At 72.2% G+C, this 21,749-nt stretch carries 26 protein-coding genes and 1 pseudogene; 12 read left to right on the forward strand and 15 right to left on the reverse strand.

Translation table 11 applies throughout. The annotated features are described in order from the left end of the window. Complete coding sequence (locus tag O7542_RS22495) at positions 1-852, forward strand: oxygenase MpaB family protein (RefSeq protein WP_166455805.1); 852 nt, start codon at positions 1-3, stop codon at positions 850-852. 13 nt (positions 853-865) lie between these two features. Here the strand turns inward: O7542_RS22495 and O7542_RS22500 are convergent, their stop codons facing one another. From O7542_RS22500 to O7542_RS22550, 11 genes are all read right to left on the reverse strand, one after another. Then, positions 866-1,699, reverse strand: coding sequence for a PD-(D/E)XK nuclease family protein (locus tag O7542_RS22500; protein ID WP_274479316.1), 834 nt, complete (start codon positions 1,697-1,699; stop codon positions 866-868). 123 nt (positions 1,700-1,822) lie between these two features. After that, positions 1,823-2,437 carry a MarC family protein gene (locus O7542_RS22505; protein WP_043326872.1) on the reverse strand — a complete coding sequence of 205 codons (615 nt, stop codon included), beginning with the start codon at positions 2,435-2,437 and terminating at the stop codon, positions 1,823-1,825. 31 nt (positions 2,438-2,468) lie between these two features. Continuing rightward, on the reverse strand, positions 2,469-3,335 hold the full coding sequence (locus O7542_RS22510) for a PHP domain-containing protein (protein WP_043326874.1): 867 nt from the start codon (positions 3,333-3,335) through the stop codon (positions 2,469-2,471). Between the two features lie 10 nt (positions 3,336-3,345). Next, entirely contained in the window at positions 3,346-4,563 is a 1,218-nt protein-coding gene (locus O7542_RS22515; RefSeq protein WP_223201248.1) for a hypothetical protein, read from the reverse strand. 56 nt (positions 4,564-4,619) lie between these two features. Next, positions 4,620-5,312: a SigE family RNA polymerase sigma factor gene (locus tag O7542_RS22520; protein WP_064447586.1), complete on the reverse strand. Its 693-nt coding sequence runs from the start codon at positions 5,310-5,312 to the stop codon at positions 4,620-4,622. 93 nt (positions 5,313-5,405) lie between these two features. Beyond that, entirely contained in the window at positions 5,406-6,260 is an 855-nt protein-coding gene (locus O7542_RS22525) for a PH domain-containing protein (protein WP_281605172.1), read from the reverse strand. Between the two features lie 6 nt (positions 6,261-6,266). Continuing rightward, positions 6,267-6,425: a hypothetical protein gene (locus tag O7542_RS22530; protein WP_013283898.1), complete on the reverse strand. Its 159-nt coding sequence runs from the start codon at positions 6,423-6,425 to the stop codon at positions 6,267-6,269. A gap of 117 nt (positions 6,426-6,542) precedes the next feature. Next, a complete protein-coding gene (locus O7542_RS22535) occupies positions 6,543-7,229 on the reverse strand; it encodes a TFIIB-type zinc ribbon-containing protein (RefSeq protein ID WP_307189064.1) in 687 nt (228 codons plus the stop codon). 99 nt (positions 7,230-7,328) lie between these two features. Continuing rightward, complete coding sequence (locus O7542_RS22540; protein WP_043326883.1) at positions 7,329-7,952, reverse strand: RNA methyltransferase; 624 nt, start codon at positions 7,950-7,952, stop codon at positions 7,329-7,331. Positions 7,953-7,986: 34 nt separating this feature from the next. Then, on the reverse strand, positions 7,987-8,478 hold the full coding sequence (locus O7542_RS22545; protein WP_043330668.1) for a hypothetical protein: 492 nt from the start codon (positions 8,476-8,478) through the stop codon (positions 7,987-7,989). Between the two features lie 95 nt (positions 8,479-8,573). Further along, complete coding sequence (locus O7542_RS22550) at positions 8,574-9,107, reverse strand: MaoC family dehydratase (RefSeq protein WP_338013367.1); 534 nt, start codon at positions 9,105-9,107, stop codon at positions 8,574-8,576. A 528-nt stretch (positions 9,108-9,635) separates the two neighbouring features. Between O7542_RS22550 and trxA the strand changes: the two genes are divergently transcribed. The 3 genes from trxA to O7542_RS22565 all read left to right on the forward strand — a co-directional run bounded on the left by trxA (position 9,636) and on the right by O7542_RS22565 (position 11,484). After that, on the forward strand, positions 9,636-9,998 hold the full coding sequence (gene trxA, locus O7542_RS22555; RefSeq protein WP_018789069.1) for a thioredoxin: 363 nt from the start codon (positions 9,636-9,638) through the stop codon (positions 9,996-9,998). A 140-nt stretch (positions 9,999-10,138) separates the two neighbouring features. Further along, positions 10,139-10,579: a hypothetical protein gene (locus tag O7542_RS22560; RefSeq protein WP_064447585.1), complete on the forward strand. Its 441-nt coding sequence runs from the start codon at positions 10,139-10,141 to the stop codon at positions 10,577-10,579. Further along, a complete protein-coding gene (locus O7542_RS22565; protein WP_064447584.1) occupies positions 10,576-11,484 on the forward strand; it encodes an HTTM domain-containing protein in 909 nt (302 codons plus the stop codon). The genes O7542_RS22560 and O7542_RS22565 overlap by 4 nt, the downstream gene beginning before the upstream one ends. 18 nt (positions 11,485-11,502) lie before the next feature. On the opposite strand, the gene O7542_RS22570 is transcribed toward O7542_RS22565, so the two are convergent. Beyond that, positions 11,503-11,922 (reverse strand): DUF393 domain-containing protein, encoded by a 420-nt coding sequence (locus O7542_RS22570; protein WP_043326890.1) that lies wholly within the window; start codon positions 11,920-11,922, stop codon positions 11,503-11,505. Between the two features lie 91 nt (positions 11,923-12,013). Between O7542_RS22570 and O7542_RS22575 the strand changes: the two genes are divergently transcribed. From O7542_RS22575 to O7542_RS22600, 6 genes and pseudogenes are all read left to right on the forward strand, one after another. Then, positions 12,014-14,047, forward strand: coding sequence for an intein-containing Rv2578c family radical SAM protein (locus tag O7542_RS22575; protein WP_281606496.1), 2,034 nt, complete (start codon positions 12,014-12,016; stop codon positions 14,045-14,047). Between the two features lie 77 nt (positions 14,048-14,124). Continuing rightward, positions 14,125-15,222 (forward strand): helix-turn-helix domain-containing protein, encoded by a 1,098-nt coding sequence (locus O7542_RS22580; protein ID WP_043330670.1) that lies wholly within the window; start codon positions 14,125-14,127, stop codon positions 15,220-15,222. Then, positions 15,219-15,767 (forward strand): hypothetical protein, encoded by a 549-nt coding sequence (locus O7542_RS22585; RefSeq protein ID WP_064447582.1) that lies wholly within the window; start codon positions 15,219-15,221, stop codon positions 15,765-15,767. The genes O7542_RS22580 and O7542_RS22585 overlap by 4 nt, the downstream gene beginning before the upstream one ends. Before the next feature lie 77 nt (positions 15,768-15,844). Next, a pseudogene (locus O7542_RS22590) lies at positions 15,845-15,967 on the forward strand (IS3 family transposase); the annotation flags it as partial. Positions 15,968-16,103: 136 nt separating this feature from the next. Further along, complete coding sequence (locus O7542_RS22595; protein ID WP_281605173.1) at positions 16,104-16,526, forward strand: CoA-binding protein; 423 nt, start codon at positions 16,104-16,106, stop codon at positions 16,524-16,526. A 32-nt stretch (positions 16,527-16,558) separates the two neighbouring features. Beyond that, on the forward strand, positions 16,559-17,302 hold the full coding sequence (locus tag O7542_RS22600) for a hypothetical protein (protein ID WP_281605174.1): 744 nt from the start codon (positions 16,559-16,561) through the stop codon (positions 17,300-17,302). Positions 17,303-17,305: 3 nt separating this feature from the next. Here the strand turns inward: O7542_RS22600 and O7542_RS22605 are convergent, their stop codons facing one another. Continuing rightward, positions 17,306-18,502, reverse strand: coding sequence for an acyl-CoA dehydrogenase family protein (locus tag O7542_RS22605; RefSeq protein ID WP_013283885.1), 1,197 nt, complete (start codon positions 18,500-18,502; stop codon positions 17,306-17,308). A 177-nt stretch (positions 18,503-18,679) separates the two neighbouring features. On the opposite strand from O7542_RS22605, the gene O7542_RS22610 reads away from it, so the two are divergent. Next, on the forward strand, positions 18,680-19,081 hold the full coding sequence (locus tag O7542_RS22610; protein ID WP_043326898.1) for a DUF4190 domain-containing protein: 402 nt from the start codon (positions 18,680-18,682) through the stop codon (positions 19,079-19,081). A 3-nt stretch (positions 19,082-19,084) separates the two neighbouring features. Here O7542_RS22610 and O7542_RS22615 read toward each other — a convergent pair whose 3' ends face one another. Then, positions 19,085-19,936, reverse strand: coding sequence for an SDR family NAD(P)-dependent oxidoreductase (locus O7542_RS22615; RefSeq protein ID WP_030501096.1), 852 nt, complete (start codon positions 19,934-19,936; stop codon positions 19,085-19,087). A gap of 153 nt (positions 19,937-20,089) precedes the next feature. On the opposite strand from O7542_RS22615, the gene O7542_RS22620 reads away from it, so the two are divergent. Then, positions 20,090-20,641: a DUF4190 domain-containing protein gene (locus O7542_RS22620; RefSeq protein ID WP_030501095.1), complete on the forward strand. Its 552-nt coding sequence runs from the start codon at positions 20,090-20,092 to the stop codon at positions 20,639-20,641. Between the two features lie 44 nt (positions 20,642-20,685). Here the strand turns inward: O7542_RS22620 and O7542_RS22625 are convergent, their stop codons facing one another. After that, positions 20,686-21,642 carry a CoA ester lyase gene (locus O7542_RS22625; RefSeq protein ID WP_043326903.1) on the reverse strand — a complete coding sequence of 319 codons (957 nt, stop codon included), beginning with the start codon at positions 21,640-21,642 and terminating at the stop codon, positions 20,686-20,688. Between the last annotated feature and the right edge of the window lie 107 nt (positions 21,643-21,749).

Below are 21,749 nucleotides of genomic sequence, written 5' to 3' on the forward strand. Positions count from 1 at the left end.
GTGGACACTGACGACCTCGGCCTGTTCGGTCCGGGTTCGGTCACGTGGAAGGTGCACGAGGAACCGATCCTGATCGTCGCCGGCCTGCGCTCGCTCTACCTCCAGGCGCTGCATCCGCGTGCGATGGCGGGCGTCGCGCAGAACAGCAACTACCGCTCGGACGCCTGGGGCCGGCTGGTCCGCACGGCGACGTACGTGGGGACGACGATCTACGGCACCACGGCCGAGGCGCAGGCGGCCGGGCGGCGGGTGCGTGCGCGGCACGCCCGGATGCGCGCCACCGACCCGTTCACTGGCGAGGAGTTCCGCGTCGACGAGCCGGAGCTGCTGCGCTGGGTGCACGTCACCGAGATCGAGTCGTTCGTGAGCACCGCCCGGCGTGCCGGTCTGGCGCTCACCGACGACGAGGTGGACGGCTACTACACCGAGCAGCGCCGGTCGGCGGCCCTGGTGGGGCTGGACCCGGACGACGTGCCGGGCACCGCCGCCGAGGTGGCCGACTACTACCGGGACGTACGCCCGCAGTTGCGGATGACCCGGGAGGCGGCCGAGACGGCGCTGTTCCTGACCGCGCCGCCGATCCCGTGGAAGGTCAGCCTGCCGGCGCGGGTCGGTCTGAACCTGGGGCCGCCGCGCTGGGCGTACCTGGGGATCGCCGCCACCGCGCTGGGGATGCTGCCGCCGTGGGCGTTGCGGCTCTACGGCGGGCTGGGCCTGCCCACCACCGCGCTGTCGGCGGACCTGAGCGCGCGGGCGCTGCGGCTGGCGCTGGCCGCGGTGCCCCGGCGCTACCGGGAGGGCCCGTTGCAGCAGGCCGCCAAGGAACGCGCCGCCCGCCTGACCGCGGCCTAAAGGCGACCCGCGTTCAGGCCGGGTCGGCGAATCGCTCGACGGCGGACCAGGGCTCCTTGCCGGGGGTCTGCGCGCCGGTCGGGCAGGTGCGCCGGTAGTCGCACCAGCCGCACCGCGGCCCCGGCTCGGTGGGGAACGCCGCGTCGGGGTCGGTGCCGTCGGCCACCGCGCGTTCGGCGGCCATGATGTCGCGGGCGGTGTCCTCGGCGCGGGTGAGCTGCCGATGCAGGGACTCCGGCGTGTGCTCGTGCGCGGCGACGGTGCCGGTGGGCAGGTGGTGCAGCTCGACCCGGCGGCACGGCTTGCGGAACACCCGCTCGGCCGCGTACGCGTAGAGCGCGAGCGCCTGCGAGCCGCGCGCGTCGTCGGTGTCGAGGCCGGTGCGACCGGTCTTGTAGTCGACGATGACCAGTTCGGGCCGCCCGTCCGGGCCGGGGCGCGAGTCGATCCGGTCGGTGCGGCCGTTGAACGCGAGCACCGCGGTCTTCACCGCGACGACCCGTTCCACGCCGACCGGCTCGTCGGCCGGGTCGAGGCCCGCCACGTAGCTCTCCAGCCAGGTCAGCGCCCGCCGGAAGGCGTCGCGTTCCTGCTCGTCGTCGCGGTAGCCCTCGCGGACCCAGGTGCCCTTGAGCAGCGTGCCGAGCACCTCGGGGCGGCGGCGGTCGGGGGCCAGCGCGTACCAGTTCTTCAGCGCGGTGTGGACGCTGGCGCCGAGCGAGTTGTGCGCCCACGGCGGGCCCTTGGGCGGCGCGGGCCGGTCCACGTAGGCGTAGCGGTAGCGGCGGGGACAGTCCGCGTACGCGCCGAGTTTGCTCGGTGTGCAGACGAACAGGCGCTCCGGCATGCCCTCGAAGCCGAGCTGCTCGGACTGCTCGGCGCGCGGTCGGGGAGCCCGGGAGCCACTGGCTGCTGACTGTCGTCGCACCCCTGAGATCCTGCCACCCCGGTACGACAGCGGACGAAGCGCTCAGGCGTTGTTGAGGTACTGGGTCACGAATGCGGCGATCGCGTCGGCGATGAGCTGCACGGCGATGGCGGCCAGCAGCAGGCCGGCGATGCGGGTCAGCACCTCGATGCCGCCGGGGCGCAGCACCTTGACGATCCCGCCGGAGAAGCGCAGCACCACCCAGACGGTGACCATCACGGCGACGATGGCCAGCCCGATGGCCAGGTAGTCGACGGCGCCGCCGGCCTGCTGGACGAAGAGCATGGTGGCCACGATGGCGCCCGGCCCGGCCAGCAGCGGGGTGCCGAGCGGCACCAGCGCGATGTTGGAGGTGACCTGCTGGCTCGGGTCGTCCGACTTGCCGGTCAGCAGTTCCAGCGCGACCAGGATCAGCAGCAGGCCGCCCGCGGCCTGGAGCGCGGGCAGGTCGACGTGCAGGTACGCCAGGATCGTCTGCCCCGCCACCGCGAAGATCACGATGACCCCGAGCGCCAGCGCCACGGCCTGCCAGGCGGCCCGGTTCCGGTCGCGCGCCGTCAACGGCCCGGTGAGCGCGAGGAAGATGGGCATCATTCCGGGCGGGTCGACGATCACCAGCAGGGTCACGAAGACCTCGCCGAAGAGCTTGAGATCCACGCGGACACGGTAGCCGTGCCGCCGGAGCGCTTCAGCTCGAAGCGACAGGGGTCACCCCGCGGGCCAGCGCGACGATCCGCTCGTACGCCTCGGGTCCGGTGGTGTGCGCGCCGAGCCGGACGGTCTTGTGCGTGCCGTGGAAGTCGGACGAGCCGGTGACCAGCAGCCCGAGCTCGGCGGCGAGTCGGCGGACGTGCTCCCGCTCGGCCGCGTCGTGGTCCTCGTGGTCGGCCTCCAGGCCGGCCAGGCCGGCCGCGGCCAGGTCCGCGATCAGCTCGTCCGGCACGATCCGGCCGCGCCGGCTGGCTCTCGGGTGGGCGAAGACGGGCACGCCGCCGGCCGCCCGCACCAGCGCCACCGCGCGGAACACCTCGATGTCGTCCTTGGGCAGCCGGTACCGCTCGCCGAGCCAGTCCGGCCCGAACGCCTCGCTCGTGGTGGCGACCAGTCCGGCCCGGATCAGCGCCTGCGCGATGTGCGGGCGGCCCACGGTGCCGCCGTCCGCGCCGGCCAGGATCTCCGTCCAGCTCACCTGGATGCCGTCGGCCTGGAGCAGCCGCACGATGCGCTCGCCGCGTTCCTCGCGGGCCTGCCGGACCCGGGCCAGCTCCGCGGCCAGTTCCGGCTCGGCCGGGTCGAAGAGGTACGCGAGCAGGTGCAGCGGGATCGCCGGCTCGACGCCGAACCAGCGGCAGGAGATCTCCGCGCCGCGGATCAGGGTGAGGCCGGGCGGCAGCGCGGCGACAGCCGGCGCCCAGCCGGCGGTGGTGTCGTGGTCGGTGAGCGCCACCACGTCGAGCCCGGCGCCGGCGGCGGCCCGGACCAGCTCGGGCGGGGTCAGCGTGCCGTCGCTGGCGGTGGAGTGGGTGTGCAGGTCGATGCGGGCCGGATCGCTCACCCGCCCGACGCTACGCGCCTTCCGGAGCGGCGGGGACGTCGGCCACCACCACCGGCCGGTCCCCCGGCGCCAGCCCTTCGACAGGCGACGCCGTGGGCCGGTCCCCGGCCAGCACCCGCTCCGGCTTGACCCGGACCAGCCCTCCGGTCGCGTCCACGTGCAGCGCCACGCCCGCGTGGGTCCAGGCCACGTCGCCGGCCAGCACCGGGCCGGCCGGGTGCGCGGCCGGGGAGGCGCCCGGGTCGGCCAGGTCGACCAGCAGGGCGGAGCGGGCGTTGCCGTTCGCGAGCAGCCACCGGCCGTCGGCGGACACCCCGCCGAGTCCGTCGGCGGCCAGCTTCACCCCGCATCCGGTACGCACCGGCGCGAGGTCGCGGGCCGGGTCGAGCAGGGCCAGGCAGTGCTGCCCGGGCCGGTCGGCGGTGATCAGGCCGACCAGGCGGCCGTCGGGCCGGGTGCCGTAGACGGCGCGCACGTCCGGGTTCGCGGGCGCCGGCTGCCCACCGAGCGCGCGTTCCCAGACGCTCACCCCGCCCTCGCCGGGCTGCTGGATCAGCACGGCGTCGCCGGCGAACCCGACCGGCACGGCGCCGTCGGGCGCGGGGGTCCGGACCGGCGCGATGAGCTGCCCGGCGACCACCCCGGCGGCGATCACCTCGGGGCCGTCCCGCCAGGCGACCTGCCGCCCGTCCGGGGAGATCGCGACCGCCTCCGCGGCGGCGAGCATGACCTGCGGCGCGGTGCCGTTGGCCGGCACCCACCAGAGGGTACGACCGGCGGCGGTGGCGGCCGAGGTCATCAGCCAGCCCTCGCGGTCGTGGACGCGCTGCGCCCGTTCGACGCCGCTGACCCCGGTCAGCTGCCGCCGTTCGCCGCCGCTGGTGTCCAGCCGGTCGCCGACGAGCAGGTCGAGTTCGGCGCGGACCGGCCCGAAGCGGGTGATCGGGGGCCCCGAGGCCAGCGGGGACGGGGTGAGCCCGGGCGGGTCGCCGAGCACGACCGTGGGGGTGCCGCCGTCGCCGCCGGAGGCGCTGAACTGGGCCACGCCGGTGGTGACGAACACGGTGGCGACGCCGGCCAGGGCCAGGCCGGTGAGCGTACGCCGCCGGCCGGTGCGGCGTGCCCGGCGCAGCACCTCTCCGGCCGGGTCGACTGGTAGCGGCCGGGACGTGGCGACGCGGCGGGACAGCGTCTCCCGCAGCGCCCGCTCCAGCTCGTCGTCGCTCACGGCCAATGGACGCTCCGGGCCACCGGTCCGGTTGTCACAGTCGTGCCGGATGCCGGTCATCGGCTCTCCGCCGGGATCGGAACGGCGGGGCGGACCGGGGCCGCCGGTGGCGGTACCGGCCGCGGCACCCGGGCTGCGGGTCGCGGCGCCGGGGTCCTTGGCACGGACTGCTCGTTTCCGCGCGCGGGCGGCCCCGGCCGGCCGGCCGGGGCAGGCGGCGGAGACGCGGGCTCGGGCAGGCTCAGGGCCGCCTCGGAGCCCAGGCGGCGACGCAGCGTGTTGAGCGCCCGGGAGGTCTGGCTCTTGACGGTGCCCGGGGAGATCTCCAGCAGCGCGGCGGTCTGCGCCTCGGACATGTCCTCGTAGAAGCGCAGCACCAGCACGGCCCGCTGCCGGGCGGGCAGCGCCTGCAGGTGCCGCCAGAGCGCGTCCCGGTCGAGTTGCTGCTCGATCTCGTCGACGCCGGCGTGCTCCGGCAGCACCTCGGTGGGGCGCTCGCCGTGCCAGCGGCGCCGCCACCAGCTGGTGGACGTGTTGACCAGGACCCGGCGGGCGTACGGCTCGATGGCCTCGATCCCGCCGAGCCGCTTCCAGGCCAGGTAGGTCTTCGTGAGCGCGGTCTGGAGCAGGTCCTCGGCGGTGGCCCAGTCACCGGCGAGCAGGTAGGCGGTGCGCAGCAGCGCGCCGGACCGGGCCGCGACGAATTCGCGGAACTCCTCCTCCAGCGGATCTCTGCTCACCACGCTCATCTCCCCCCGTCCTGCCTGGCAGGATGCCACGGCCCGGTCGGTCAGGTCGATGGCGGAAGGTGTGCAGTTCATCCGATGTTCGGACGAAAACTTTCAAGCTCCGTCGTCGGCCTTCGCCTCGTCGGCCTCCTTGCCCAGCCGTGCCTCGACCGCCTGCGGCTCGTACATCTCCTCGACCACGCGCAGGTAGAGCTCGTTCGGGTTGGGCAAGTTCTTGATCACCCGGAGTGCCTGTTCCTGGCCGGCGGACTCCAGCACGAACGTGCCGTAGTTGAGCGCGCGGCCGGTCGGGCTCTGCTCGTACTTCATGTCGGTGACCCGGGTGAGCGGCATCATCGCGACCTGGCGGGTGATGATCCCGTTGACCACCATCACCCGCTTGTTGGTGAGGATGAACCGGTCGTACCACCAGTCGGCGACCTTCCAGGCGACCCAGCCCATCACGCCGAACCAGAGCAGCACGGCGACGGTGGTCAGCGCGCCGACGTCCCGCCCGGCGAGGAAGCCGGAGAGGTAGCCGAGCACGAACGTGGCCGCCACGCCGACGATGATCGGGGTGGTGAGGTGGATCCAGTGCCGCTTCCACTCGCCCCGGTAGCGCTCGGTGGGGAAGAGGTAACGCGCCACGAGCGAGCTGGGCTCGTCCTCCAACGGCAGCACCCGGCGGGGTGCCATGCCGGTGGCGTCGGACCGCAGCCCGGCCAGCTCCTCCTCGGAGATCGGCTGGTCCGGGAAGCCGTCCGGATCCCGTACCCAGGCCCGGCCGGACCGCCCCTCACCGGTGTACGCGCTGCCGTAGCCGGCGTCGTCCGCGTCCGCGTACGGGCCGGGGCCGTAGGCGCTGGGCGGCTCGTCCGGGTCGATCCGGGGGATCGGCTCGGTGTCGCGCTCCCGGCGTGCCCGGTCGGGGTCGTCCGGGTCGAAGGGTGGACCGGAGGGGCTTCCCATGGGCGGCTAGGCGACGAGGTTGGTGAAGAAGTCGCCGAAGCCCTGCGCGATGTCCATGATGCCGCCGCCGAGAGACTTGAAGACGTCGGCGGCGGAGTTGGGCCGGTACGCAACGAAGAAGATCAAGAATGCGATGCCGGCCCAGGTGAGGACCTTCTTGACCATAGCGGGCCATCCTCTCGCGCGGCGCCGGGTCCGTTTACCGCAGCGGCACCCAGAGTATCAGCATGGTGTCTTACCGTGAATATCTGCGTCCGCTCTCCGACTCACCGGTGCGGGCGGTCAGGCCCGTCCGTGCAGGTACGGAGACGGTGCGCCGTACACGAGTTCGGGCGGTGTCCACTCGGTGAGGTCGTGCAGCACGACTTCTTCCGCGAGGAGGTGACCCGCACTCGCCGGCCAGGCTATCGCATGGAGCCACATTCCCCGAGCCTCGCCGGCGTACGCGCTTCGATCCGTTTCGGAGCGTACGAGCCACAGTGGAGTCGGATGGCCGCCAACGCGGATCTTCGCGTGCGGCAGCCGCTCGGGATGACCAGGGCCGGGATCGGTCAACGCCTCCTCCACCTGGGGACCGGGATCGGGGCCGGGCAGTCCCGCGAAGCGGGAACCGAGACCGATGCCGGGTTCCTCGGCGACGAAGATCAGGTCGGCCGGTCCACCGTCCAGCGGGGCCGGTCCGGCGCAGGCGACCAGCGTGGCCCGGACTCCAGCGCGTTCGTCGCCCGCCCAGGCCACGCCGGTGAGCGTCCAACCCGGTGGGAGCGGCCACGGGCACCACAGCGGCATCCGGAGCCGGCCGGTCGGGTCGGGGTCGGCCGCCATCCGCTCGACCACGCTGGCCATGATCTCGTCGTTGATGCGCTCGGGCACGTGCAGCGGCGCGACCGGGCCGCAGCGCAGGCACCGGTGCTCGGCGTGCATCAGGTCCGGCTCGCGTACCGGCCCGGCGCATCTCGGACAACTCACCGCGACAGTCACACCCTCACCGTCGCCCCCGCACGGCGGGGCGTCAAGCGGGGCGGGCCGACCGGCGTGGGATTTCCGTCCGGTGGTGGAACCGCGGCGTCAGTCCGGCGGCGGCCCGGCGTACGACCGGATCCAGGCGTGCATGGCGATGCCGCTGGCCACGCCCGCGTTGATGGACCGGGTCGAGCCGTACTGGGCGATCGAGAAGAGCGCGTCGCAGGCCGACCGCGCCACCGGGGACAGGCCGGGTCCCTCCTGACCGAAGAGGAGCACGCAGCGGCGCGGCAGCACGGCGGTCTCCATCGGCCGTGAGCCGGGCAGGTTGTCGATCCCGACCACCGGCAGGCTCTCGTCCCGCGCCCAGGCGACGAACTCCTCGATCGTCGGATGGTGCCGGACGTGCTGGTAGCGGTCGGTCACCATGGCGCCCCGGCGGTTCCACCGCCGCCGCCCGACGATGTGCACCTCGGCGGCGAGGAAGGCGTTGGCGTTGCGGACCACGGTCCCGATGTTGAAGTCGTGCTGCCAGTTCTCGATCGCCACGTGGAACTCGTGCCGCCGCCGGTCCAGATCGGCCACGACCGCCTCGCGCCGCCAGTAGCGGTACCGGTCCACCACGTTGCGCCGGTCACCGGCGACGAGCAGCTCCGGGTCGTAGCGCGGGTCGTCCGGCGGGTCACCGGGCCACGGCCCCACACCCACGTCGAGCTGGTCGTCGGTCACGGTTGCCGAGGGTACGGCCCGGCCAGCCTCACAGTCAGCGCAGGTCGAGCGCGCCGCCCAGCCGGTCGAGGAAACGCCGGTCGGCGGGACTCGGCGTGGTCTGCCCGGCGCGGCACACGCGGGCGGCGACCGACTCCACCCACTGCCGGTACGCCGCCGAGTCGGCCGGATCGGCGCGGCGGCGCAGCACCCGTACCGCGGCCCGGGCGGCGGCCAGCAGGTCGACCAGGTCGGTCAGGCGCTCGTCCCGCTCGGTCGCGCCGTCGTGGCGGGCGTAGATGGCGGCCACCACGGCGCGGACGAGATCACTGTCGAAGGCGCGTCCGGCGGCCACCGCGTCCAGACCGGCGAGGCCGGCGGCGACACCGCGCGGCGGACGCCCGGGCCCGGGCGCCGCGGCGGCGACCAGCACGCGGCCGGGCAGGTCGGTGAGCAGGTCCCACTCCGTCGCGGAGTACGCGGCGGTGGTGAGCGGCGCGGCGCGGCGACCGGCGGAAGGCGGCTCTACGGCTTCGGAGTGGCTCATGGGCACCTCCAGCCCGAGCATATGCCTCCGGACGAGATCCGGGCCCCGTCCCCGCCGAACGGAGAACGAGGCCCGGTGAGCCGGACGGACGCGGGTCAGCGCGGCTCGGGGAAGCTGGGACGCTCCGGGTCGACGCCGTCCGGGACGGCGGCGGCCGCGTACTCCTTCTTGGGGACCATGACCTTGCGGCGGAACACGCAGACCAGCGTGCCGTCCTGGTTGTAGCCGCGGGTCTCGACGGCGACCACGCCCCGGTCGGGCTTGGAGGCCGACTCCCGCTTGTCCAGGACCGTCGTCTCGCCGTAGATGGTGTCGCCGTGGAACGTCGGCGCGACGTGCCGCAGCGACTCGATCTCCAGGTTGGCGATCGCCTTGCCGCTGACGTCCGGCACGGACATGCCGAGCAGCAGCGAGTAGATGTAGTTGCCGACCACCACGTTGCGCTTGAACTGCGAGGCGGACTCGGCGTAGTGCGCGTCCATGTGCAGCGGGTGGTGGTTCATGGTGAGCAGGCAGAAGAGGTGGTCGTCGTACTCGGTGACCGTCTTGCCCGGCCAGTGCCGGTAGACCGCGCCGACCTCGAACTCCTCGTAGTAGCGGCCGAACTGCATCCTTGTCCCCTTCGACAGGCGGCGATGGAGTTCGGCACAGCATGCCTTATCGCTTGTTAAGGCGAGGTGCGGGGCGCTCACGCGGCGGAAATGTCACACCGAGGGCCACCGAGGTCCGGACGCAATGAGCGGCGGGGCCCTCCCCGGCACCCGCCGCCCACGCTCTGATGCGAAGAATTCTGCCGTACGGCGCACCACATCAACAGAGACGGAGGTCACATTTACCTTTTCGTAACACTACGGAAAGTCACCGACGCACTGTCGGTAAGCGATCTCCGCAGGCTGGATAGATGCTCGTCAAGCCCGAAGTTACTGATTCGTAGCCAGAACTGTGCGTGATCTCCTTGGAAACGCTCCCATCACGTCCCGTCACGCAAGTGCGGCATGCATTTGCGTTCCGCACGAGCGGCCCGCACAGATAGAGTTCGATGTGCCCAGGGTCACCGTCCGGGCGCTGTGCGTTTCGCCCCCACCGTGCCGGGAATTCGGACGGACTGACCCTGGTTCCACCGGGCGTACGACAATCCGCGGTGATCGGAGAGAGCAATGGCAACGGTTGAGCTGACCACGGCCAACTTTGACGAGGTGACCGGCCAGGACGGGATCGTCCTGCTCGACTTCTGGGCGGACTGGTGCGGCCCGTGCAAGCGCTTCGCCCCGGTCTACGAGCGGTCCTCGGAGAAGCACCCGGACATCGCCTTCGGCAAGGTCGACACCGAGGCGCAGCAGGAGCTGGCGGCGAAGTTCAACATCAGCTCCATCCCGACGATCATGGCGATCCGTGACGGCGTGATCGTGTTCGCCCAGCCGGGCGCGCTGCCGGAGTCCGCGCTGGAGAACCTGATCGAGCAGGTCCAGGCGCTGGACATGGACGACGTCCGCAAGAAGCTGGCCGAGCACAACCACTGACGTACCCGACGCCGCCGGACGACCCCGCCAGGGGCCGGCCGGCGGCGTTTCCACGCCCGCCGCACCGCCGGGACGGACAGTGAGGAATGGCCGACTGAGGGACACTTTCGGCCGCTTCACTCCCGTATCGTCACCATGCGATGGAGACCTTGACCGCCCGCGGGCGCGCGGTCCGAGTGGGCGCCACCCTGCTCGGCCTGGCGCTGCTGCTCCTGGGCACCGTGCGCGGCACCGACGACGACTTCCCGTTCGGGCCGTTCCGGATGTACTCCACCTCCGACCCGCCGAACGCGCCCGCCCCGGACACCCGGGTCGAGGGCGTGGACCGCACCGGCGCGGTGGTCCCGCTCGGCCAGGACGCCACCGGCATCCGCCGCGCCGAGATCGAGGGCCAGCAGAACCGCTACGCCGCCGATCCGAGCCTGCTGCGGACCGTCGCCGACGCGTACGCCGAACGCCACCCCGACGCCCCCGACCTGGTCGAGGTGCGCATCGTGGTCCGCTGGTTCGACATCCAGGGCGGCCGCCCGACCGGCAGGTGGACCGACGAGACGGCCGTGCGCTGGGAGACCGGCGGATGACCGCCTGGCTGACCGAGGCGGTCCCGCGCGGCCGGATCGCCGCGTTCCGCACCCTGGTCTACCTCTTCGTCGCCGCCGACCTGGTGGTGTTCACACCCTGGGTACGCACCCGGGTCGACGTACCCGGCGACCTCTACCAGCCGCTGCTCGTCGGCCGGCTGCTCCCGCTGCCCACCCCCACCCCCGCCCTGGTCGGCGTGGTGTTCTGGGCGCTGCTGGTCACCGCGCTGCTCGCCGCCACCGGCCGGGCGCACCGGCTGCTCGGCTGGACGGTCTTCGCGCTGTACTTCGAGTGGATGATCGTGGCGATGAGCTACGGCAAGGTCGACCACGACCGCTTCGCGCTCCTCGTGGCGCTGGCCGTGCTGCCCACCGCCGGCCGCGCCCGGCACGGCGACCCGACCCGTACCGAGGCGGGCGGCTGGGCGCTGCGGGTCACCCAGATCTCGGTCATCTGCACGTACTTCCTCGCCGCCTGGGCCAAGTTCCGCTTCGGCGGCCTGGACTGGGCGAACGGTTCGGTGCTGGCCCGCGCGATCATCCGGCGCGGCACCGACCTCGCCGACCTGATCGCGCAGGTGCCGCACCTGCTGATCGTGGCGCAGTTCGGCATCCTGGCGTTCGAGCTGCTCAGCCCGCTGGTGTTCGTGCTGCCGGCGCGGTGGCGGACGATGACCGTCGGCTTCTTCTACTCGTTCCACCTGGTGACCATCGCGACGATCACCATCTCGTTCGCGCCGCACCTGGTGGCGATGACCAGCTTCCTGGCGCTGGAGAAGGTCCGTCCGGTGGTGTTCGTCCGGCGCCTGCTCGGCCGTCCGCCGCCCGCCGCGCCGACGGCGCCCGCGACGGCGCCCCTCTCGCCGGCACCGGCCCCCGACCCGTCCTCGACCGCGACCGCCTGACCACGGCCACCCGGCCGGTCAGGCGGTCGGGCCCGGGCGTCCGGTCGGGCCGTACAGCCGTTCCCGGGCCTCCTGCGGCAGCGCGCACGCGGCCGTGCCGCCCGGCAGCCGGTGCCGGTTGCGGGCCACCCAGCGGTACGCGGGCCAGGCCGCGGCGCGTACCGGGGGAAGGCGCAGTCCGGCCCCGGCGAACCGCCAGAGCGGGCCGCTGTCGCCGAGCAGCCGGGCGATGGCGTCCGGCCCGGCGGCGCGGGAGCCGTCGGCGCCCACCCACTGGACCGCCTCCTCGCACTCGGCCTCCGTCAGGCCCAGCGCCGCCAGGTCGGCGAACTGCCACGGGACCACCCGGGCGCCGGTCGGGATCCGACGCTCGATGAACTGCGCGCACCGGGTGCAGAAGGCGCAGTCGCCGTCGTAGACGAAGGTCGACGTCTCCATGCCCCCATCCTGCCCCGCCCCGGGGCACGGCGGCGCGCGGTGTCCGCAGCGTCACTTGCGCTTTGTTCGTACACATGTTCGAATGAGCTCCATGCGCTGGGACAACCTCTCCGCTCCCCCGGACGAGGGGACTCCCGATCGGGCGGCGCCGGCGGCTCCACCCCTGCCGCTGGCGCTGCCCGGCGCCGTCGCCCGCACCTTCGACACCCCGGGCTTCGCCGGCATGACGTTCTACGAGGTCCGCGCCAAGTCGATCATCAACCGGGTGCCCGGCCAGTCGCGTGTGCCGTTCGAGTGGACGATCAACCCCTACCGGGGCTGCTCACACGCCTGCGTCTACTGCCTGGGCGGGGACACGCCGATCCTGATGGCCGACGGGCGCACCAGGGCGATCAGCGAGCTGGAGCCCGGCGACCGGATCTACGGCACCCGGCGGCGCGGCGCCTACCGCCACTACGTCGTCACCACGGTGCTCGACAAGTGGTCCACTGTGAAGCGCGCCTACCGGGTCACCCTGGCCGACGGCACCACGCTCGTCGCCAGCGGCGACCACCGGTTCCTGACCGAACGCGGCTGGAAACACGTCACCGGGAGCATGCGGGGCGGCGGCCGCCGTCCCCACCTGACCACCCGCAACCGCCTGCTGGGCACCGGCCGGTTCGCGGTGGCGCCGAAGCGCTCGGCCGACTACCGCCGGGGTTACCTGCACGCCCTGCTCCGCGACGACGACCGGGCCGGTGCCCGGTTCCGGCTGGCCACCGCCGAGGCGGAGGCGCTGGAGCGGGCCGAACGCTACCTGGCCGACGCGGGGGTCACCGTCGAGCGGGCCACAGTCACCCGGGTCGGCCGCCGGCCGACGACCACGGTGGTACGCACGTCCGGCCCGGCCGAGGTCGTCACCGGCCTGCTGCGCCCGCCGGGCGAGACGACAGACGACTGGTCGCTGGGCTACCTGGCCGGCATGTTCGACGCCACCGGCACCTGCCACCGGGGCGTGTTCCGGATCAGCGTCGCGGACGACGGGAGCCAGGCCCGCACGTCCGGCGCGCTGGAGCGTTTCGGCTTCCGGTGGGCGCTCGACGTGCCGGGCATGCCGGGCGCGGCGCGTCAGCTCCGGCTGACCGGCGGGCTGCCCGAGCGGCTGCGCTTCTTCCACCTCACCGACCCGGCCGTCACGGCCCGGCGCTCGATCGAGGGCATGGCGCTCAAGTGCGCGGCGCACCTCCAGGTGAGCACCGTCGAGGATCTCGGCCTGGAGCTTCCGCTGTGGGACATCACCACCGGCACCGGCGACTTCATCGCCAACGGCGTGGTCAGCCACAACTGCTTCGCCCGCAACACGCACACCTACCTCGACCTGGACGCGGGCGCCGACTTCGACCGCAAGGTGATCGTCAAGGTCAACGCGGGCGAGCTGGTACGCCGTGAGCTGGCCGCCCCACGCTGGCGCGGCGCGCACGTCGCCATGGGCACCAACGTGGACTGTTACCAGCGGGCCGAGGGCCGCTACCGCCTGATGCCGCCGATCATCGAGGCGCTGCGGGACTTCGCGAACCCGTTCTCGATCCTGACCAAGGGCACGCTGCTGCTGCGTGACCTGCCGCTGCTGCGCGAGGCGGCGGAGGTGACCCGGGTCGGGGTGTCGTACTCGGTGGGATTCGTGGACGAGGCGCTCTGGCGGGCGGCCGAGCCTGGTACGCCGAGCCCGCGCCGCCGCCTGGACGCGGTCCGTCAGCTCGCCGACGCCGGCTTCGAGGTGGGTGTGCTGATGGCGCCGATCCTGCCGGGCCTCAGCGACGACGAGGAGTCGATCGACGCCACCGTCGCGGCCGTCGCCGCCTCCGGGGCGGCGAGCGTGACGCCGCTGCCGCTGCACCTTCGGCCCGGCGCCCGGGAGTGGTACGCCCGCTGGCTGGCCCGGGAGTTCCCCCACCTGGTGCCCCGCTACCGGCGGCTCTACCAGGCCGGCTCGTACGCGCCGCAGGCGTACCAGCGGGAGGTGACCGCGCGGGTGCGGATGGCGGCACGCCGGCACGGGCTGCACCGGGGCGAGACCGGCGACAACAGGCGGCTGCCCGAGACCCCGCCGCCCGCCCCGGCCGCCGAACAGCTCTCCCTGCTCTAGCGGTAATGCCCCTGAGGTTGACCCCTGAACTTCCGTGTGTTGACCCACTCCAGCGCCAAGTGTGCGATTATCGCACCATGGCTGATGGTTGGGTCTGGCCCCTCGTCGGTGAGCAGGTACGGCGAGCCCGGTTGTCGCTGGGGATCTCGCAGCAGGATCTCGCGGCGATGGTGGGGCTGGACCGCACAATGCTGGCCAAGGTTGAGGCTGGCAGCCGCCGTTTGGACGGCATGGAGCTGGCTCGGCTTTCCAGGGCACTAAGAGTGTCGATGGAGTACTTGATTCAGCCGCCGCCGGCGGTGTTGTCCCGACGAGCGGCCCCGTTGACCGAGGAAACGGACACTCAGGCAGCACGATCGTCGGAACGCCTCGAAATCGCCATGGTTGAGTGGCTGCGCAACGTCCAGCAGTTGCTGGATCTTGGCGTATTGCTTACCCGTCCGCTGCTTCGCTACCCGCACTCAGTGGAATCCGAGGATGATGCGCGTCAGACAGCCCGGTGGCTGCGACAGCGGTTCGGGCTCGGCGATGCACCGATCGGCAGCATCATGGACGTCTGTGAGCGCGCAGGTCAGTGGGTGCTGGTCACCGACCTTCCAGGCGACGGAGCATCGCTCGTCGAGGGCGACATCGCGGTTGCTGTCGTAAGCACTACGGGCGACCCTGGCCGCCGTCGGGCTACCGCTGCACACGAGTTGGGGCATCTCATCATTGGTGATGAGTATTCTGCCGACCTCGGCGTGAGTGCCTCGCGTGCAGAACGGGAGGCGGTGATTGATGCCTTCGCCGCAGAACTGCTGCTGCCCGTGCAAGCGATTGCCGCAGCCGGAGCCCCCGGGACGGTGAGCCGGGACCAGATCGTGAGCTATGCGGCTCGATACCGTACCTCTTGGTTGCTGGCGTTGCGGCAGGCTGAGCAGGCAGGGACCATCGACGCAGAGACGCGTAGATCCTGGAGCCAGGTTCGGCCCACGCATGTGGAGTTCATGGAGGCATTGGGCTGGGCGCCGCAGCCCGACCTTGTGTCGGTGCGGGTACCGCCCGCCTACGCACAGGCCGTGATGGACGCGTGGCGGAACAGGCGCATCACCCGGGCGAGGGCTCTGGAGTTGATGCATGGCCACATCGCCGACGAGGATCTGCCGCAGGAGGACGACCTGGAGATCGCGCCGTGAGCCTGTCGGCGCAAGCCAACCCCGTCCTTGTACTCGACACGATGGTTCTCAGCCACTTCACTCTCGCTGACCGGCTGGACGTCTTGCAGGACCTGCTGCTCGATGCCGATTGTTGGACGACTCAGGTGGTTCGGGAGGAGTTGCGGGCGGGATCTGCGGATCATCGTGAACTGGCCGTCGCTTGCGAGGCGGATTGGCTGACCACTGCCCAGTTAGACACCCTCGATGAGGTGCGGTGCTTCACCAAATGGGCCGCGCGGCTCGGCTCGGGTGAGCGCGACCTTGGGGAGGCGTCCGTCCTCGCTGCCGCCGAACTGCGGGATGGGGTGGCCATCACGGACGACAGGAACGCGACGCAGGTCGCCCGCGCCCACGGCGCCCGGGTGCACGGCACCATCTGGCTTCTCGCGGGGGCCTGCCGGGACGGCAAACAAACCCTTACGGCTGCGGGGAACCTCATTGAGGCACTCAGAGCAACCGATGCTCGTCTGCCCTGCTCGGGAGCTGAGTTTCCCGCCTTCGCCCGTAAGCACAACCTCCTATAGTCACTACTGAAAGCTTCTTGACCTAACGGGAGGGTAGCGACTCGCGCGACGCGGCGGCTTCGGACTCCTTGTAGAACAACGTCCTGAACCGCCGATCATGGGCCACCCGCCAACAACTACGGATCGCGATCGTGACCTGGATCGAACGGACCTATCACCGCCGCCGACGCCAGCGGTCGCTGTCCGGGTTGACCCCGTTGAATTCGAGGCCATCATGCACCCACCGGCCAGTCAGGCCGCGTGACTACACCTGTCACCTGCCGGTGCAGACCCACAACGCTGCTGAGCATTACCTCTAGCGGGGAGGACCCGCGCCGGCGGGGCTAGGCTCGGGGGATGCGTTCCGCTCAGCAGATCCTCGCCGACTCCGCCGTGATCGCCGTCGTGGGCGCCTCCCGCGATTTGGGCAAGGCCGCGCACCGCGTACCGCTGGAGATGCAGCGGCACGGCTGGCGGATCATCCCGGTCAACCCGACTGTGGACGAGTTGTTCGGCGAGAAGGCGTACCCGACGCTGGCCGACATCCCGCACCCGGTCGACCTGGTCGACGTGTTCCGCCCGGCGCGGGACGCCGTCGACGTGGTCCGGCAGGCGGTGGCGATCGGCGCCCCGGCGGTGTGGTTGCAGCTCGGCATCTTCTCGGGCGAGGCGCGCCGGATCGCCGAGGAGGCGGGCCTCGACTACGTCGAGGACAGGTGCCTCATCGTGGAGCGGGCCGCCGCCGGACTGACCCGTACCTCCGGCCCGACGGCCGACTGACGGCGCGGCACGCGGCGCGTACCCTTCCGGGCATGTCCGGTCCCGGCCCGATGGCTGCGGCGGTGCCCGACCGCGACGGGTTGTGGTCCCGCCGGTTGATCGCGCTCCTGGCCGGTACGGCGGTGGCCGCGGTGAGCGGCCGGGTTCTCCTCGCGCTGGATCCGTCGCACCTCGACGCGGCTCGTGGCGTGGTGTGGCTGGTGATGCTGGGGCACCTGGCGCAGCGGTACTGGCGGCCACGGCGGACCGGCCGGCTGATCTGGCGGCCCCGGGTGGCCGGGCCGCACGGCGCCGAACCGGGGCTGGTCGCCCGGCGGTCGGCGGCGGGATGGCTGGGGCTGACCGCGGACGTGACAGCGGGTGTCGTGGTGGCCCTCGGCGGTTTCTCGGTCCTGACCGAGCGCTGGCCGCAGGTCGAGGCGGGGCGACCGCCGGTGCTGGCCGCGGTGGCTCTCGGCCTGGGCTGGGTGGTCTACGCGGAGACGCGGTTCACCGGCCGGCTGGCGTTGACCGGCGGCGGGCTCCGGTACGGCGGGGACTGGTACCCGTGGTCGGAGATCCGGGGCGTCCGGCGCTCCGGCGAGCGCGCCGGCGGTGTGCACCTCCGGCTGGAACCGGAGCGGCTGCCCCGGACGGTGGTCGGCGGACGCGACCTGGCCGTGCCGGACGAACGGCTCATCGCCGCGATCGAGGCGTTCCGGACCACGCCGGAGGCGCTGGCGGTGGGGTTGCCGGTGACACCCCCGGCGCCGGCCCCCGGCGTGGCGGAACGCTGAACGCTACTGCTTGTACTGCTTGAGCAGGCCGCGCGAGATGATCGTCTTCTGGATCTCCGAGGTGCCCTCGCCGATCAGCAGGAACGGCGCCTCGCGCATCAGGCGCTCGATCTCGTACTCCTTGGAGTAGCCGTAGCCGCCGTGGATCCGGAACGCCTCCTGGACCACCTCGGCGCAGTACTCGGAGGCGAGCAGCTTGGCCATGCCGGCCTCGACGTCGTTGCGCTGGCCGGCGTCCTTGAGCCGGGCCGCGTTGACCATGAGCGCGTGCGCGGCCTCGATCTTCGTACCCATCTCGGCGAGCTTGAACGCGACGGCCTGGTGCCGGGCGAGCGGCTGGCCGAAGGTGTGGCGCTGCTGGGCGTACGCGACGGCCAGCTCGAACGCCCGGATCGAGATGCCGCAGGCGCGGGCCGCGACGTTGACCCGGCCGACCTCGATGCCGTCCATCATCTGGTAGAAGCCGCGGCCGACCTTCTCCTCGCCGCCGAGCACGGCGGAGGCGGGCACGGTGACGCCGTCGAGCACCATCTCGGTGGTCTCGACGCCCTTGTAGCCCATCTTGTCGATCTTGCCGGGGATGGTGAGGCCGGGCGCGGTCTCACCGAAGCCGGGCTCCTTCTCCAGCAGGAAGGTGCTCATGTTGCCGTAGACCGAGTCGGCCCCGGTGTCGGTCTTGACCAGGGTGGCCACCACCGACGAGTACGCGCCGTTGGTCAGCCACATCTTCTGGCCGTTGAGGACGTAGTTGTCGCCGTCGCGGACGGCCTTCGATTTGATCGCCGAGACGTCCGAGCCGCACTCGGGCTCGGACATCGAGAACGCGCCGCGCACCTCGCCGGTGGCCATCCGGGGCAGCAGCCGGGCCTTCTGGTCGGCGGAGCCGTGCTGCGAGATCAGGTACGCCACGATGAAGTGCGTGTTGACGATGCCGGAGATCGACATCCAGCCCCGGGACAGCTCCTCGACCACGAGCGCGTAGGTCAGCAGGGACTCGCCCAGCCCGCCGTACTCCTCGTCGATGGTGAGGCCGAACAGCCCCATCTCGCGCATGCCGTCGAGGATGTCGCTCGGGTACTCGTCGGCGTGCTCCAGCCGCTGCGCGTGCGGAATGATCTCTTTGTCGGCGAACTCCCGGACAGTTTCCAGGATCGACCGCTGCACGTCGGTCAGTCCGGGCGTCTGGGCGAGTCGGGCCATCTCAGCCTCCGGGGTCGTCGGCGCATTACTCAGGGGTAACTGAACGCTCGGTCAGTATCGGCCCCGGGACCGGCGCAGCCAAGGTGACCAGTCCCTACAACCGCTGTGAAAAGGTTCACCGCTACGGGTAGCGTCCGCAAGAGAGAGGGCCCGTTCACCTGGGGAAAAGGGGCGCGCGTGACTGACGAGCAGCCACCCTCACCGTACGAGCCGCCGCCGCACGGCCAGCCGTACGGGCAGCCGCAGTACGGCCAGCAGCATCCGCAGTGGGGCCAGCAGCCCCCGTACGCCCCGCAGCCGCCCTACGGCCAGTACGGCCCACCCGGGCCGGGGCCACGCCCCGGCGGCACGAACGTGCTCGCCATCCTGTCACTGGTCTTCGCGTTCGTCTTCGCGCCCGCCGGCATCGTCTGCGGCCACCTGGCGAAGCGGCAGATCCGGCAGACCGGCGAGGACGGCGACCAGCTCGCCACCTGGGGACTGATCCTCAGCTACATCTTCACCGCGATCGGCCTGGTGGCCTGCTGCGGCTGGATCGGGCTGGCGATCTGGGCCAACTCCGACAACGGCACCTACTGAGGCTCAGCGGAACTGCGCCTCCCGGACGCTGTTGCCACCGTCGACCACGAGCATCTGCCCGGTGATGTACGACGCGGCCGGCGAGCAGAGGAACGCGATCGCGGCGGCCACCTCGTCCGGCGTGCCGGGACGCCCGACCGGCGTACCCAGGCCCTGCTTGATCTCGGCCATGGTGGACGCCGCGGTGTGGATGATGCCCGGCGCCACCGCGTTCACAGTCACCCCGTCGGCGATCATCTCCATCGCCAGCGCCCGGGTCAGCCCGACCACGCCGGCCTTGGCCGCCGCGTAGGCCGCCTCGGTGGGCAGCGCGTTGACCGGCCCGGCGGTGGCGGCCAGGTTGACGATCCGGCCCCAGCCCCGTTCGGCCATGCCACCGATGAACGCCCGGCTGCACAGGAACGCGGTGGTCAGGTTCCTGTCGATCTCGCCGCGCCACTCGTCGTACGTCAGCTGGGCCACCGGCCGCAGCACCTCCGGGCTGGCCCGGCTGGCCAGGCCCGCGTTGTTCACCAGCACCTCGACGTCGCCGAGCTGCTCGGCCACCGCGTCGGCGAGCGCGCCCACCTCCGACTCGTCGGTGAGGTCGGCGACGAAGCCGGTGACGCCCAGCTCGCCCGCGCGCTCGTGGATGCGCCGGGTGGTGGAGACGATCGCCACCCGGGCGCCCAGGTCGGACAGCCGGCGCGCGGTCGCGTACCCGATGCCGTCGGCGCTGCCCGCGCCGGTGACCAGCGCGACCCGGCCGTCCAGCCGCATGGTGGCCGGTTCCGGCAGCGGCGCCGGCCGTTCGGAGTCGGCGGCGCCGACCGGCTCGCCGCCACGCGGGCGCCGCACCGACCCCGGCCGGCTCATGTCCCGTCGCGACCGACCCCCACGCGCGTCAAGTGCCATGCCGAGGATCCTGCCCGGTACCGACCCGCCGGGCAACGCGCGCCCGGAAAGAGGGTGCTCCGTGTCGCGAGCCGGTGGCTACCCTGAGCCGACCACGTACCTGGAGATGATCAGATGAGCTATCCCCCACCGCCCGGTGGTTGGCAGGACCCCTCGGCGGCCGGGCCGCACTCGGCGCCGCCGGCCGACCCGATCATGCCCGCGATCCCGAACCAGCCGGGCCAGGCCGACCCGTACGCGCCGGTCGCCGATCCCTACGCGCCGGTCGCCGACCCGTACGCGGGCGCGAAGTCCCCGTACGCCCCACCCGGCGGCGACCCGTACGCCGCCGCGATGCCCGGCTACCCGCCCCCGGGCACCTACCCGCCGCCGGGGGCCTATCCCGGCTACGCGATGCCGCCGGCCCGCACCAACACGATGGCCATCGTGGCGCTGGTCCTGTCGCTCGTCGGATTCGCCTCGTGCATCACCGCGCCGATCGGCGCGATCATGGGCCACGTCGCGCGCAAGCAGATCCGGGAGACCGGTGAGCAGGGCGAGGGCATGGCCACGGCGGCCATCATCGTGGGCTGGATCCTGACCGCTCTGCTGGTCGCCGGCATCATCTTCTACATCGTGATGATCGTGATCGCGATCGGCGCGTCCAGCGCCAGCAGCAGCTACTGACGCCACCGGGCCGCCCCCGGGCGCGGGGGCGGCCCGACGCGCGATCAGGCCGAGGGCGGCGTGAACGAGGACGTACGGGACATGCCGGCGGCGCGGCCCTTGGCGGCGATCACCAGGGCCATCTTGCGGGACGCCTCGTCGATCATCTCGTCGCCGAGCATCACCGCGCCGAGCTTCCCGCCCGCCTCCGAGGTGTAGTAGTCGTAGGCGTCGAGGATCAGCTCGGCGTGGTCGTAGTCGGCCTGCGCCGGCGAGTAGACCTCGTTCGCCGCGTCGATCTGGCCGGGGTGCAGCACCCACTTGCCGTCGAAGCCCAGCGCCGCCGAGCGCTTCGCCACCTCGCGGAACGCGTCCACGTCGCGGATCTGCAGGAACGGGCCGTCGATGGCCTGCTTGTCGTGCATCCGCGCGGCCATCAGGATGCGCATCAGGATGTAGTGGTACGGGTCGCCCGGGTAGTCCGGGATCAGCGCGCCGACCACCAGGGACTTCATGTTGATCGAGGCCATGAAGTCGGCCGGGCCGAAGATGATCGTCTCGACCCGGGGCGAGGCGCCCGCGATGGCGTCCACGTTAACCAGCCCGGCCGCGTTCTCGATCTGCGCCTCGATGCCGATCCGGCCCACCTCCAGGCCGAGCGTCTTCTCGATCTGGGTGAGCAGCAGGTCCAGCCAGTGCACCTGCTCGGCGTTCTGCACCTTCGGCAGCATGATGCAGTCCAGGTTCGCCCCGGCGCCCTCGACCACCTCGATGACGTCCCGGTAGGTCCACGGCGTGGTCAGGTCGTTCACCCGGACCACGCGGGTCTTGCCCGCCCAGTCGCCCTCGTTCAGCGTCGCCACGATGTTCTTGCGCGCGTCCGGCTTGGCCAGCGGGGCGACCGCGTCCTCCAGGTCCAGGAAGACCTGGTCGGCGGGAAGGCCCTGGGCCTTGCCGAGCATCTTGACGCTGGAGCCGGGCACCGCCAGGCAGGATCGGCGGGGACGACCGACAGCGGTCATGGGTGCGCTCCTTCCAGCGTCCGGCGCAGGCGCCGGCGCAGCGGTGGATTTCGAGAACTTAACGATCCCAAAGGGCGTGGTGACGCCACGGTAACCTCGTGCCGTGA

This window comes from Micromonospora sp. WMMC264 (assembly GCF_027497275.1).
GTDB classification, from domain to species: domain Bacteria; phylum Actinomycetota; class Actinomycetes; order Mycobacteriales; family Micromonosporaceae; genus Micromonospora; species Micromonospora chalcea.

What these genes read in the sequence shown, in the direction of transcription:
- O7542_RS22500 (WP_274479316.1), bottom strand. Translation starts at nt 1,699, where the DNA reads ATGCCGGAGCGCCTGTTCGTCTGCACACCGAGCAAACTCGGCGCGTAC.
- O7542_RS22520 (WP_064447586.1), bottom strand. Translation starts at nt 5,312, where the DNA reads ATGAGCGTGGTGAGCAGAGATCCGCTGGAGGAGGAGTTCCGCGAATTC.
- O7542_RS22525 (WP_281605172.1), bottom strand. Translation starts at nt 6,260, where the DNA reads ATGGGAAGCCCCTCCGGTCCACCCTTCGACCCGGACGACCCCGACCGG.
- O7542_RS22530 (WP_013283898.1), bottom strand. Translation starts at nt 6,425, where the DNA reads ATGGTCAAGAAGGTCCTCACCTGGGCCGGCATCGCATTCTTGATCTTC.
- O7542_RS22545 (WP_043330668.1), bottom strand. Translation starts at nt 8,478, where the DNA reads ATGAGCCACTCCGAAGCCGTAGAGCCGCCTTCCGCCGGTCGCCGCGCC.
- trxA (WP_018789069.1), top strand. Translation starts at nt 9,636, where the DNA reads ATGGCAACGGTTGAGCTGACCACGGCCAACTTTGACGAGGTGACCGGC.
- O7542_RS22560 (WP_064447585.1), top strand. Translation starts at nt 10,139, where the DNA reads ATGGAGACCTTGACCGCCCGCGGGCGCGCGGTCCGAGTGGGCGCCACC.
- O7542_RS22565 (WP_064447584.1), top strand. Translation starts at nt 10,576, where the DNA reads ATGACCGCCTGGCTGACCGAGGCGGTCCCGCGCGGCCGGATCGCCGCG.
- O7542_RS22570 (WP_043326890.1), bottom strand. Translation starts at nt 11,922, where the DNA reads ATGGAGACGTCGACCTTCGTCTACGACGGCGACTGCGCCTTCTGCACC.
- O7542_RS22575 (WP_281606496.1), top strand. Translation starts at nt 12,014, where the DNA reads ATGCGCTGGGACAACCTCTCCGCTCCCCCGGACGAGGGGACTCCCGAT.
- O7542_RS22580 (WP_043330670.1), top strand. Translation starts at nt 14,125, where the DNA reads ATGGCTGATGGTTGGGTCTGGCCCCTCGTCGGTGAGCAGGTACGGCGA.
- O7542_RS22595 (WP_281605173.1), top strand. Translation starts at nt 16,104, where the DNA reads ATGCGTTCCGCTCAGCAGATCCTCGCCGACTCCGCCGTGATCGCCGTC.
- O7542_RS22600 (WP_281605174.1), top strand. Translation starts at nt 16,559, where the DNA reads ATGTCCGGTCCCGGCCCGATGGCTGCGGCGGTGCCCGACCGCGACGGG.
- O7542_RS22605 (WP_013283885.1), bottom strand. Translation starts at nt 18,502, where the DNA reads ATGGCCCGACTCGCCCAGACGCCCGGACTGACCGACGTGCAGCGGTCG.
- O7542_RS22615 (WP_030501096.1), bottom strand. Translation starts at nt 19,936, where the DNA reads ATGAGCCGGCCGGGGTCGGTGCGGCGCCCGCGTGGCGGCGAGCCGGTC.
- O7542_RS22620 (WP_030501095.1), top strand. Translation starts at nt 20,090, where the DNA reads ATGAGCTATCCCCCACCGCCCGGTGGTTGGCAGGACCCCTCGGCGGCC.
- O7542_RS22625 (WP_043326903.1), bottom strand. Translation starts at nt 21,642, where the DNA reads ATGACCGCTGTCGGTCGTCCCCGCCGATCCTGCCTGGCGGTGCCCGGC.